This is a genomic window from Duganella sp. Root1480D1 (genome assembly GCF_001427305.1).
Lineage (GTDB): Bacteria > Pseudomonadota > Gammaproteobacteria > Burkholderiales > Burkholderiaceae_D > Rugamonas.
In genome coordinates this window covers 251,558-264,474 of sequence record NZ_LMFZ01000049.1, presented here as the reverse complement: position 1 = coordinate 264,474, position 12,917 = coordinate 251,558, and the positions used below count along the sequence as shown (strand labels likewise).

Here is a 12,917-nt window from a genome sequence, read left to right as displayed (position 1 = left end):
GGCTGGCTTTGGTCCCATGAAACCCTCGAAAATTTGCAAGGAATTGCCACCATTTTAGCGAAACCTTGCAAATCTCAGCAGTGATTTTTGAGCGTTTCGCCTTTAGAATCGGGCGGTATGGGATTATTCAAGGCCGACTATTTAGCTCAACCTTTACAAAACTTCCAAGCGAATGTCTAAATGATAAAACGAACATCAGATCCCAGTTTACAACCTAAATATAGTTTAATCGCATAATTTGGGCTTAGCTGACGTCGGATGCACTACACAGCTCCAAATCACTTTTCCATTTATGATTTTTGGCTCCTGGACCAGGATTACGCCAAATTTTTCATTGTGCACGAAAATTACACCTGCGCGGGTAATCCAACCAAAGTCAGGAGGAGGAGTTTTAGTGCCGTCAGTGGGCCGCCAGACTAACGAACCCGCAATAGGCACATCTTTATCACTCAAAAGGGCTTTCGAAATAGCATTACGCTGCAATTCCAAATCTGCCACGACAAAGGCAAGATACTTGCGGGGGGTGACCTCGTCAACATGGCTGCATGACACAATCAGAAAGGCAAACATGGCAAGCAGGAAATATTTATATTCAAAACTTCTCATTTGCACTTGCAACCTCCTCGATTATTGCGATTGGGACTAGGGTTGCGATTCCTATTATATTCATCCATGACATCAGAATTAACCAAGTTTTCAGCCTTTTCATTCAATTCACGATGTAGATAACCAAGCGGATTCCCCATCCTAAACATGTTGCTTAACAATCGACTTCCAAATGATTCGTTAACATGGAGCATTTCATGCGCCATCGTTTCCACAAACAGTGTTGATTTTGCATCCGCTACCGGTGTGTTAGCGTCGCCGAAATAGCTCGAATTCATAAATATGTTATCCTTCCAATCTGTATAACCCAACCCACCTTCCCCCATGTCTGCCCACTTAACCGATTTGTGCTTTTTCTTGTATTCATTAGGATGAATACAACGCAGTGCCTCCTCAGCTGCTCGTATTTCATTGGCGGTAACAAGACCAGAAGGGTCGGAATTACTAATTGGGTCTCCAAGAACATAGCTATATGTATTAATTCCGCCATTAAGACCAATCGGATCACTCTGAATAAATCGACGAGCCGCTGGCGAATAGTAGCGAGCACGGTAATAATACAACCCACTCCCATCATTTTCGCGCCCTGTATACTGGAACGGATTACTATCCGCAACACTCGCCACACTTTTACCATAATCATCGTAAGAATATGTCACAACGCTAGCTCCAGCCATATCCTTGAGCGCCAAAACGGATCCAATATGATCTGTCAAATAGGTATCGATCCGATTTGACGATCCCTCTAGCACAATTCTTTGCAGCCGTTCATCCAACGCACCAGTAACATATACGGCTTTTACTTGCGATTGGCTCCCCCGCTCTTGCACAGCATCGACTTGGTCATAAACGTACTTGGTCATTTCACCGTAAATCGTCTTTTCGCGACGCCGCCCCAGAGCGTCATAGCTGAACTTCGCAATGACGTCTCCCAGCGAGTTGCGCATCTCAACTAATTGGTTCCTCGCATCCCAGATGTATGCAGTCGAGGCATCCCAAGTCAAATTCCCATTCCCATCATAGGTGAGGGTTACGCCGTTGACAGGAGACTCCTTAGCTGCCGCATCGTATGTAGCATCAGTCATCTCTTCTGATTGCGAGGACTTCGCAAGGCTTCCACCTTTTGCAACGATCTGACCATCAAGATCATACTGATAGGCAAGGTCACCAGCAACGCTCCCATCTGCTGCCTTATATGTGATCGAAGTCATCTGGCCAGACTTATCGAAACTATTTTCGCGGACCATGCCGTTAAAGTAGGTCGTGTTAGTTCGCCGACCAGCGGGATCATATTCAAAGGCCACTTTACGAACTTGGTTACCATTGATTGCGTCCGCTGCCTGAGAAATTCCTTCGACACCATTTCGCGCGGTATAGGTATAAGTCAGCGTCGGCTGCCCTGCCACAGACATCGTTTTGCGGCGTCCGTCAGCATAATATGTATAGATCACACTACCGTCAGGCGTCGTTTCATTGGTGATGTTATCCAGCCCATCATAGGTTCGCGTGATGGTTCCGTTTGCAGAATCAGCAATTTGGGAAACACGGTTCCCCTGGTCATATGTGTATGTGATCGTACTCTGATCGGCATAAGTGATCAGTTTCGTGCGGTTAAGCGCATCATGTTGGAACTGCGTCACTTGGCCCTTACGGCCAATGGTTTGCTTGACGTTGTGCGCCTGGTCATATTCAATCGAATCCGACTGACTAACCGGATTCGTCTGTTGCATGGTCGCGTTGCGCTTGTCGAATCCGAAGGTGTGCTCGGCTCCTTTCGCATCTCGAACCTTCGTTTGATTGCTGTTCCCGTCATAGTCCATGACGGTGGCGTTTCCAAGGCCATCACGCGCGGTCACCGGGCGGTCTAGCGCGTCCAAATCGACCGAAGTACGAATTCCTGATGGGGAAATGGCCGCCGTTACACGCCCAACCGCATCGGTTACCCTGCTTGACACACGGCCGAGCGGGTCGGTTACTTGTGCCAGATCGAAGCCATCATATTGGTAGGTGGTGAGGTTGCCGAGAGCATCTTCCGACGTTACCAGTTGGCCCGAGCCGTTATAGCTTCCTTTGAAAAGCACGCCATTCGCGTCTGCGACCTGCACCAAATTGCCCGCGCCATCGTAACTCCGTGTGGTCACCCGGCCGGTCAAGTCCTTATAGGTCTGGACATTGCTGTAGTCAGCCGTGTAGGTGGTCTCCGTTGAAACTGCATTGGCCGTCCCTGCGAGCAGCGTCTTCCGAGAGACATTGCCCCTCGCGTCGTACTCGTATGCTGTCTTCCGTCCAAGCGGATCGGTAACGGACAGCAGCTGATTGGTCGGCGTGTACTCGTAAGTGGTTACCTGCTGCTCCGGCAAACCCAGCGCTTGGATAATCGACGTGACATAGCCTCCCGATCCGAACACCATGCGCTTCACCACGCCGCGCTCATTCGTGATGTCGGTCTGCGTAACGCGATTGCTTGCGTCCAGGGTGTAGGCGAGCAGATTTGTAGTTCCGTCGGCGTAAGTTTGTTTCGCTACGCGTCCATTGCCATCGTACTCATTCGTCACCATCAAGTTGCCACGCTTGTCCTGCACCGTCAGCATGCGGTGGGCAGAGTCGTAAGTGAAGGCTTCGAAATTACCGAGCGGGTCGGTTACTTTGACCAAGCGGCCTTGCGCATCGTATTCATACTTTACGGTACGGCCGATATTGTCCGTCGCTTGCGTAATGCGGTTGGCCGAGTCGTACTGCAGATCGACAGCTCGTCCGGATGGCGAAGCGATACGCGTAAGATTGTCGTTCGTTCGAGTAAACGTCAATGCGTTGCCGTACCGGTCAGACATCGAAAGTGCTGCAGCACGGCGAGCAGACCCTGAACTCGTCGACTCCGGGAAGCAAATATGGCTTCCGTCCATCAATGCAAGATCCCAATAGCAGGCGGCGCCGCTGCCACGCCTAATGGTCGAACCATAATAGCTGGTAGCGGACGCCCTATGCTCGTAGACGGCGTCGGTAAAGCTTGTGCCAGGCGAGATTCGATTGAAGCGAATCCTTCCCCCGTCAGGCAAAATCAGCTCCTGATAGGTCCATGGGTTGACGTCCCCGACCAGGAATATGTCATACGCAAGATTGGTACCAATACCGAAAGCGCGGGAGGCCGCATCGCGAGGGCGATAGGTACGCGAAATCTGGATCGGCATGATGTCATTGATCATGAGGTCTGTCGCCGAATTCAGGAACAGGCCCGTTCCGCAGTCGACAGGGTCTGCATCGCAGCCTCTCGGCGGAGGTGGCTGATTTTTCGGGCAAGTAGCGCTGGGTCCTACCGAACCATTATCACCGCAACTTCCCGGTGCCGCACCGTCGGACGGCGCATTGCTTGGCAGCGAAATCATCGCGCCGGTGAACTCATAGATTTTTACGCCAGCATCAGGAACGGCCTGCTTGCCATCTTTGCTGATCGTGCCCTGACCGTACACATACCAGCCCTTGCCACGGGCATCGTAGTTCCAGAAGTCCACCCGGCTGCCTGGTGCCAGTCCGTTGAAATTCGGATAGATCAGGCGAGCACCTTGCAGCGCCTGACCGCTTGCGCTGGTCAGCGTCGCGCCACCAGGTTGGATCGTGAAATAGACAGGCACGCCAACGTTTGGTAGCGGGAACGGCGGACGGTCAACAGGAATTGCCGTCATGTTCAATTGCGTGACGATCTTGCCGTTGTGGTCACGAATGATTGTGCCCGCAGGGATACGCAGCTCCAGGCCCGGGATGCGCGGCGACGTCAAAACGACTTCGCCGGCAGTCGGTGAAGACAATGCCACATTACCAGCGGGATCGAGACGCGTGCTCCAGATTGTGTAATCCAATACGCTTGTCTGCTGCGCCTTGACGTCAACGCGCACCTGGTAGTAGCCGTACTGGCCCTTGCCCTCTCCGCCGCCATCGATAATCAACGGCTGTGCGCCGGGCGTGAGGTTCGTCAGCAGGAAGCGGCCCGTTTCATCCGTCAACGCCGTCTGGTTACCAATCTGGACCTTTGCGTTGCGCAGCGCGCGGCCATGGGCCGTAAGGATTTGCCCAGCGAGTGCAGTGACACCTGGGGGTGCCTTCAGCGGCGGCAGCTTCTGCAGGGGACTTGCTCCGCGCTTTGCGTTCCAGTCGCCTTTGAAATGACGCCCATCCGGCAGCCAGAATTCACTGTCGGTATTGTTAGCCGCTGCGGCCAACGCCTGGCGTTCCAGCGATTGCGATGCGCCAGTTGCATGCAGCGCCTCTTGCGCGAGGCTCGATGTGCTCGGCGAGCTTGTGCCTGCCTCCACGTGGTTTGCCGAACCGCTATTGGGCGGTGTATTGGGTTCGCCGTTATTGCTGCCGCCTTGCAGGCGAGCAGTGGTAAAACCGAACGAGTTGAATGGCAAGGCTTTGCCGGCCCAGGACTTCACGCCATCTAGGAACAGGTTATACCGGCTATCAGGCAGCAGATCGATCGTCGGCTTAACGAAGGCAAGCATGCCCTGCTCTACCGGTACAATCTTCACCGGAACGGCACCGTGTGGTCCCATCAACGTCACTGTCGATGCGTCAAGAGTCGCCACCGCCATCGGCTGGTTGAAACGAATCACGATTGGTTGATCTACCGGCGCAGACGGATCGTTGGCTTCTGGCCGTGTCGCCATAATGGCTGCAACTTCTGGCGCTTTCGCTCCGCGAATGGCCTCCGCCGTTGCTGCCTTCGACAAAGCGCTAAATCGCTGGGATGCAAATTCGTACAACTCGCCGTCTTCGCGAGGTTGATTCTCTGCGTCGAGTCCTTGCCAAAGCAGGACGTCGGCCGATGGGAGCAGCGTCGCAATATGATTCAGGCGGGGAGCGTCAAGCTTTGGATTAAAGCGCTCAATTGTCTTGGTCATGGGATCATAAATTTCGGCCTCATAAACCGCGTTTCCTCGAGCGTCTGCGCCACCTGCAATCAGAACGCGCCCATCCATCAATACTGTCGCCGTATGGCCCCTGCGGGGGAGTAAGCCGGTGTCTTCCGGATCAGTAAAGCGCCCGGTGGCGGCATCAAAACGCTGAAGCGTCGGGACCACTTCGCCAAAACTATCGGTGCCGCCTATGATGAGCACCGTTCCATCTGGAAGTAGTGTCGCGGAATGGGCGGCACGGCTGGTGGTCAGTTGGGCCGCGAGTACCTGTGGCTTACCATCGGGCAGGACAAGTGTCGCAGACGCGATCGCTTTATGGTTCTTGCCCTCACCTCCGAGCAACAGCCATCGACCATCCGGCAAAAGCGTGGCTGATTGGCCTCGCTTGGTGACCGGTGCAGCCGGGAAGCCTACGGCACCGGGGCCGGATGCAACGGGCACTGCCGCCAGCGCCGGCAGTTGGCCGACAGCAGATATACCCAGCAGCGCCGGGAACAGGCCCGCAATCACCCATTTAAATACACGCGACTTGCCGGTTCGAGCGGGAACCGCAAACTGCTCATGGTCTTGATTTGCCACGTTGATTTTTCTTTGTGGAGTCATAGCTATTCTTCGCATTCGTTAGCTGTTTTTCTTACTGCAACTGGACGTTGACCTGGCCAGTCGTCGTTCCACTCGGTCCGATAAGTACTGTGTAAACGCCTGCCGTCGTAAGTGCCGACAGGTTCAAGGTCGCGCTGGATAACACCGATGTCGAATTCACCGTATTGCCGCTTGGATTCAATACTGTGATGCTGACGAAGGATGGGAAGGTGCCGCCAGTAAATCGCAAGGTGTAGGCTTGGCCTGCGACGCCATTGAACGTTAGCCGCGCGCCCTGCCCAGCACGAGCAATATTCACGTTCAGGGGATCAGCATTCTGAACGAGCGTTCCAGTCACGTCACTCGACAGCAGTAGCGACATGTTCGCGGAAGCGAAAGCAGCAGACTGCACCTTGATGGAATAGGTGCCACTCGCGGGCAAGGCAGGCAGGCTGTTGCCGTTACTGCTGTTCCCACTAGCCGAGAACAGTTGGCTTCCATCAGGTTTAAGCACGGTGTAAGAGATAGACTGCGACACCGGATTGGTGATGACGTTGGTGTACCCCAGGCCCAAGCGCTGACCAGCAGCCCCATTGAAGTTGAGCATTGCGCGCTGGCGAGCGTTGAGGGAAATAGGCAACGCTGCGCCGTCGACCTCAATTGCACTGACAAAATCGCCGGGAATTGTCACAAGCTCCACGTCGACCTTGCCGGTCGCAGTAGACGGGGCATCAAACCAGATGGCGTAAGTCCCCGATGCGGAAAGAACGCCCGTGTCAAGGTCCTGCGACGTCGAAACCGAAGTGCTGTTCATCTCAGACCCATCCGGCTTGTAAATGTAGACAGTGGGCGCTCCAGAAATAGGGAAGGTCCCTCCGCGCAGCTTGAGCCAATAATGCTGGCCGGCGACGGCATCGAAAGTCAGGCGGGCATTTTGCCCAACGCGAGCAATGTTCACGTTCAAGGGAGCAGCATCCGGAACGAGCGTTCCCGTCACTTCGCTCGACAAGAGCAGCGACAGGTTCGACGAAGCAAAAGGAGACTGCACTTTGATAGTGTAGGTGCCACTCACGGGCAAGGTGGGCGGGTTGCTGCTGTTACTGTCGTTCCCGCTAGACGAGAACAGCTGGCTTCCGTCGGGTTTAAGCACGGTGTATGTGATTGATTGCCGCGCAGGGTTGGTCGTGACATTGGTATACCCCAGTCCTATACGCTGGCCGGCAGTACCATTGAAGGTGAGCATGGCGCGCTGGCGGATGCCCAGGGATAGCGGCAATGCTGATCCGTCAATTGCTATTGGACCCGTTACGTCCGGTGCAACCTGGCCAAGCTGAACGTCAACCTTTCCGATCAATGTGGAACTTGGATCAATGAAGATGGCATACGCGCCGGTCGTCGGCAATGCCGGGATCTCAAAACTTGCGGCCGCAGTACCGATGGAAAAACTCGTCAGCAATGCGCCATCGGGCTTTACCACATTCACAAAGGCAGTCGAGAGCGTGCTGCCGTTGAACGACAGCCAATAGCGTTCTCCAGCAGTGCCGCTGAACGTAGGGCGGAAGTTCTGCCCGACACGGGAAGAGCTCAATGCCATTGCCTGCCCGGATTCGAACTGGCCTGGGGTATCCTTGGACAACCATATTTTTACGCTGGCAGTCGAGATGGCAGGCGGGTCAACGACAAGCGTATAGGTTCCAGATGCCGGCAACATTGGCAAGTTGTCGCTGCTGTTATTGTTCCAGGTATTGCTGAACAGCTGCGATCCGTCTGGCTTGAAGACTTTATACGACATCGACCCGCCAGGATTCATCGCGAGGTCGGTGTACCCCAGCCCTAGATACTGCCCCGCTTCGCCAGCGAACGTGTAGTACCCGTTTTGCGCAGCGCTAAGGTTGACAAGCTTCGCTGGACCATCGATCACCAATGTGCCGGTATCAGCCGCCTTCAGTTGCAGGTCAGCTTTCCCTGCAACGGACGCAGAAAGCACCATCGTGTATGTGCCATAGCGCGGCAGCGCGGTGAAGTCAAAATAGCTATTGTTGTTTATGCTGGAGGACGCCACTATCCCTCCATCTGGGTCATAGACTGTCATCGCTGGGGAACTCGAAAAAGTTCCTGCCGCAGAAAACAGAGAAAGCATTTGCTTCGCATTGCCGTCAAACAGAAGGATCGCTTTCTTTCCCGCCGTCCCTATCTGCACGGTCTGCGCGCTTCCGCCGACAACGAGTCGCCCCGTATAAACGACATCGGCAGCACTTACGCCTGGGGGCAATGCGAAGAAGTCCGTTGTACTAACTGCCTTCCCAAAGGCCGTGGTCAAAGAAATCCTGCCCGATGCTGAAATCGTTGGGGCGGAAGTCACAACCTGATTGGCACTGGAGGCACTTACACTGGCAGAGTGTTCGCCGATCTTCACCTTGTTCGCGGCCGGTTGAACACTAAAGTTAGTTCCCGAGATTGTGATTGCTGTCCCTACTGGCCCCATGGCCGGAGTAAAGGAAGTAATCGATGGCGCGTTGGCGGTCGCTATCACGAAATCTGAAATGCTGGTCGCCGTCCCCATCGAATTGGACACGCTGATCTTTCCCGTCGTCGCGTTCGAAGGAACTGTAACGGTCATCGCGGACTTCGTCGCGTTCAGAACAGCAGCCGATGCACCATTAAAGGTTACCGCGTTGTTTGAAGGGACTTCATCGAACCCGCTGCCATAGATCGAGACCTGGGCCCCGCTCACACCCGAATTTGGAGAGAACCCGGAAATGACAACACCGCCAGCGACAATGCGCTTGACTGAAAGAATATTTCCAATTTCGTCGTAGCGATACACCGTCCCACTTCCATCGGACGAAGTCGCCTGAACCAGCCTGCCAGCATCGTCATAAACGTAGCGAATCTGATCTGCCATTGCCGGGGTGTTGGCTTGCACCGCCACTGCAACAACAAGGGAAACGAACAGAGTCCAAGCTCCTCCGAGAGTGGAGCGCAACCCTTCTCCCTTCAATAGCTGTCTTCCAGGCAAAACAAACAACATCGCAACCTCTTCAATCGAGTTTTCAGGTGTGTATAATTTCTAAATAGAAATTTGCGGTCGGAAAGTTTTGCATAGCGCAAGACAAAGATCAACCAATTTGTTAAAGTGATAATTGGATAGAATTCTCAATGTTGGAAAAATTGAAACTGATGCGAATGCGGCTTTGGTGCATCCACGTTTTCTTGGCCAGCCTCGCGGGACTCGCGTTCTTCGCAACTACCGAAGCGGGTGAAATATTCGATAAGCTTCGAGGGTTGCCCTCTAACAGTGGGGAACAAGCGCAGCAGTCCCCCAGTCTTATCGCTTTGGGTAAGCAACTGTTCTTTGACAAGCGGTTGAGTGCAAACGGAACAATCAGCTGTGCTTCCTGCCATATGCCTGAGAAGGCCTTTACCGATGGAAAAGCACTTGCCATTGGCATTAATGAGCAAGTAGGCACGCGTAATACGCCATCGCTGCTAAACGCCAAATTCAATACGTCGTTCTTTTGGGATGGACGACGAGATACGCTGGAAAATCAGGCACTTGATCCGATCTTGAATCCCAGGGAGCATGGATTAACCGATCTGGATAGTCTGTTGAATGCTATCCAAATTGATTCTGTCTATAGCAAGCTGTTTGCTTCAGCTTTCCCAGAAGGTTCTGCTGAAGCCAGTGCCAAAAAGGTCTCTTACGCAATTGCTGCGTATGAACGGACCTTGGTCGCCGCAGACTCTCCCTTTGATCGCTTTTATTACGGCGGCAATCAATCTGCGATCAGCGCGGCTGCAAAACGCGGTCTGAAATTATTCCAGGGAAGTGCAAAGTGCGTCACCTGCCATTCGTTTGACAGGCAGAGTGCGTTGTTTACGGACAATGAGTTTCATCAACTCGGCGTTGGTATCACCAGGATCGCAAACGAATTGCCTGAACTAACGAAGCGAATCGTAAAGTTAAAAGAACAAAACCTGAGTCTTGATTCATCCATTCTTCACGACATAAAGCTCGCAGAACTCGGACGATTTGCAGTAACCATGCGGCCGCTGGATATCGGTCGGTTCCGCACGCCTTCGCTTCGCAATGTGGCGCTTACAGCTCCGTATATGCACGATGGAAGCATTCCTACCCTGCCTGAAGCAGTCGAACTCGAGCTTTACTACCGCAGCACCGAGATCGGATATCCACTGATTTTGACCCCGGCTGAAAAGGAAGATCTTGTGCAGTTCCTCGAAAGTCTCAACAGTCCTGCCGCCCTTGCTCCGCCTCGCGAATGGCAGGCGCCACAGACTCGGCCTTAGAGCAAAAGCCGGGCTGCTAACTATGCGGAGCGGCGTTCTTCCAGTGAGGTAATCTTCTTCACCAATTAAGTTACTGGAACCCGAACACGCCAGGACCGTGGCATCGGTGCCGAATCTATTGTTTTGGCGCAGATAATGTCGACACTCAGCTCGACGTCTTTGTTGCGCCACTCGGCCTTCAGTGGCACAGCGCATTTGTAGACCATCGTGGATGCCGACGGATATCCAGCTTCCTGGTTTGCTCCGCCGCGGGTCGGCTCCGAACGAATGAACTTCAATGCGGCTTCGTGGATGTCGTAGTTGCGCTGCAAGCGGTCGCTCCCGATGGACACCGGTAGTTCCCACCGCCGCTGCGGAGCCGAAGTCACCGTGCGACTACAGCTAACCAGCACGCTTTTACGCGATTCAAACATGGTCCATTTGCTTTTCAACGGGACCGCGCAGCGATCAACCACAATCCGAATATCGGGATCAATGGGCCGCCAGTCAGTGCCGTCTCGAGCATTCTGTCGGTCGAGGAAGTCTTTTGCCTCCGCCCGAACCTCGTACAGCCCATGAATTTCATCATTGCTGCGATACTTCGCAAGCGGGTCAATGGCCGGTTCCGTCGTCACGCCACCAGCTAGTGCAGCGCCTGCAGAGAGGATCGCGAGGATTGCACTATTCAATCGTAACAGTACCGACATACTTCCCTTCCTTGTCACTGCGGTTGGAGATCAAATATTTGTACAGCGCATTCCACTTCGTTAAATCGTACATGGTGACGCAACCTTCAGACAGATTGCCGACGTGGACGAAGTTACTGTTCTGGGTAGCGGCGTATTCAATCGGGAACCATACCGTATGATATTTCAGATCAGGATTCCCACCCGGTGCCGTCACGTAGAAGCTGGTGAAATCGGCACGCTTGGCGACTACCGGCGTGAGGATCCGGTAGGTTCCTTTCGGCAGCGGCTGCGAATGCCTTACCTGCTCATAGTACGGGCTCAGAGGATTCGATTCCTTAAAATCCACGTCCGAATCCAACGTGATCATTGCGCTCTGACCATCGAAGGTTAGTGTTGCGATCAGTTGATTGAGTACTTCGTTGTGACGGGGCTTGGAAGCCAGGCGTTGCCGGCCCAATGTCTTCGCTATGAGTTTGGCGCCACTCCCTCGTGACGTCGAGACAAGGCAATTTGCTGCATTTTCACTTTTGAGGCTGGCCACCTTGCCCTTATGTTCGCCCTCAAGAATCATAAAGTGAGTACGACTGTCCTCCTTGGTCACCGAGACCTTCACGTACTCCGGAAGGAACGTCATTTTGCCTGAGGGTTCCAACTGAACCTTCAACCAGCCTGACGTGTCCGAAGACTTCGTAAATTTCGTCGTGACCACTACCGGATGTACGCTACCCGCCGTGGTGTTGGTGCGAGCCCTCGCAATTACTTGATTCATGTTTCGATGTGCCCCAAACAAATTTCGATGTACTGGGCGTCGCCTGTACGATAGCGGCCGGTGCGCCCCTCTGTGTCCGAGATACCGTGGATCAGCTCACCTGATGGGAGTTTTACGGTGTACGGCATGTCGGCCAAGATCACATCGTCTCCATCCTTAAGGAGGAACTGTTCATCGTAGAGCGATTCGTTCTTGCCATTGTCTGCGGCGAGCGGTGGAGACGACTGGCCTCCGCCGAGAGGCGCGGCCAACGGGGCAATGCCCGAAGCTGCCTTTTCACTGGGTGGGTCCGAAGGTTTTGCAGTGGCTTTGGCGGCGCCCGAGGTACCGCCACCGCCCCATTCGACGGTATCGGTAAATTGGCTGGCAATGAGAACTGCCCCGCACGAAGTCTTCATTCCGGCCAGCGCAACGCCTTTGCCGAAGAACGTCGTGGTTGGTACGCCTTCTACGATCGGATAGTCGCCTTTGCACTTGGGACAATGGACTTTGTGGCCGATATAAGCGATCGGTTTGCCCAAGCAAATATCGGTCTGTGATCCTTCCAGGACCGTCCCATCGTGACTGGTTCTGTCACCGAGACGAATTATTTCTCCGGCCATGCATTACCCTTCAATCTGCGTGATCGAATATTGTATTTCTTACCACTTCGTTTCGGCCGCACTGTTGACTCTGCTATTTCATTCCACCAATTGGCAGATTTCGTAATATCTTCGCCAGAGTGCAGGGTGCAGAATCAATGCATCGACTGTTACATTGCGATAGATTTGAACAGGCGATATCGTCAGCAAAGGAGACATTGCGATGGTTCACAATAAAGGACGCGATAACGCGCCTGTTCTTCCTGCGCGACGCGCAACCCGCCGGCTTCCCAAAGCCGTTCACAGGATGCGTGCTTGCCAACATCACTGGCTGGGGCACGCACCCGGGCCACTGTCGTCTTCCAAGCTGGCGCCCTCCGAGTAATCCGACCGTTTCCCTGGTCAATCCATGGCGGCCTGAAGTGCCTGGCCAAAGGAAGGCGCGCGCCTGCTCGCCCCGCTCTGGTCATCCTTTCCGGCGTCTCCACAA

Annotated in this window: 7 protein-coding genes; 1 reads left to right on the top strand and 6 read right to left on the bottom strand. The window is 53.9% G+C overall.

Annotated features, from left to right (window positions below):
* Window positions 1-225 precede the first annotated feature (225 nt).
* From ASD58_RS29195 to ASD58_RS29185, 3 genes are read right to left on the bottom strand one after another with little or no spacing between them, the layout of a single operon-like run.
* A complete protein-coding gene (locus ASD58_RS29195) occupies window positions 226-606 on the bottom strand; it encodes a hypothetical protein (protein ID WP_057265824.1) in 381 nt (126 codons plus the stop codon).
* Window positions 603-6,122, bottom strand: coding sequence for an RHS repeat-associated core domain-containing protein (locus tag ASD58_RS29190; RefSeq protein WP_057265822.1), 5,520 nt, complete (start codon window positions 6,120-6,122; stop codon window positions 603-605). Before ASD58_RS29190 ends, ASD58_RS29195 begins: the two co-directional genes overlap by 4 nt.
* 31 nt (window positions 6,123-6,153) lie before the next feature.
* A complete protein-coding gene (locus ASD58_RS29185) occupies window positions 6,154-9,132 on the bottom strand; it encodes an IPT/TIG domain-containing protein (RefSeq protein ID WP_057265820.1) in 2,979 nt (992 codons plus the stop codon).
* A gap of 128 nt (window positions 9,133-9,260) precedes the next feature.
* Here ASD58_RS29185 and ASD58_RS29180 point away from each other — a divergent pair, with 128 nt between their 5' ends.
* Window positions 9,261-10,409, top strand: a complete 1,149-nt coding sequence (locus ASD58_RS29180) for a cytochrome-c peroxidase (RefSeq protein ID WP_057265818.1) — start codon at window positions 9,261-9,263, stop codon at window positions 10,407-10,409.
* A 65-nt stretch (window positions 10,410-10,474) separates the two neighbouring features.
* Here ASD58_RS29180 and ASD58_RS29175 read toward each other — a convergent pair whose 3' ends face one another.
* From ASD58_RS29175 to ASD58_RS30960, 3 genes are read right to left on the bottom strand one after another with little or no spacing between them, the layout of a single operon-like run.
* Window positions 10,475-11,095 (bottom strand): hypothetical protein, encoded by a 621-nt coding sequence (locus ASD58_RS29175; RefSeq protein ID WP_156401555.1) that lies wholly within the window; start codon window positions 11,093-11,095, stop codon window positions 10,475-10,477.
* Window positions 11,070-11,846 (bottom strand): hypothetical protein, encoded by a 777-nt coding sequence (locus ASD58_RS29170; protein WP_156401554.1) that lies wholly within the window; start codon window positions 11,844-11,846, stop codon window positions 11,070-11,072. The genes ASD58_RS29175 and ASD58_RS29170 overlap by 26 nt, the downstream gene beginning before the upstream one ends.
* Entirely contained in the window at window positions 11,843-12,448 is a 606-nt protein-coding gene (locus ASD58_RS30960; protein WP_082565768.1) for a PAAR domain-containing protein, read from the bottom strand. Before ASD58_RS30960 ends, ASD58_RS29170 begins: the two co-directional genes overlap by 4 nt.
* Window positions 12,449-12,917: the final 469 nt, after the last annotated feature.

Coding starts and splice junctions, on each gene's coding strand:
- ASD58_RS29190 (WP_057265822.1), bottom strand. CDS start 6,122: ATGACTCCACAAAGAAAAATCAACGTGGCAAATCAAGACCATGAGCAG.
- ASD58_RS29185 (WP_057265820.1), bottom strand. CDS start 9,132: ATGTTGTTTGTTTTGCCTGGAAGACAGCTATTGAAGGGAGAAGGGTTG.
- ASD58_RS30960 (WP_082565768.1), bottom strand. CDS start 12,448: ATGGCCGGAGAAATAATTCGTCTCGGTGACAGAACCAGTCACGATGGG.
- ASD58_RS29175 (WP_156401555.1), bottom strand. CDS start 11,095: ATGTCGGTACTGTTACGATTGAATAGTGCAATCCTCGCGATCCTCTCT.
- ASD58_RS29180 (WP_057265818.1), top strand. CDS start 9,261: ATGTTGGAAAAATTGAAACTGATGCGAATGCGGCTTTGGTGCATCCAC.
- ASD58_RS29170 (WP_156401554.1), bottom strand. CDS start 11,846: ATGAATCAAGTAATTGCGAGGGCTCGCACCAACACCACGGCGGGTAGC.
- ASD58_RS29195 (WP_057265824.1), bottom strand. CDS start 606: ATGAGAAGTTTTGAATATAAATATTTCCTGCTTGCCATGTTTGCCTTT.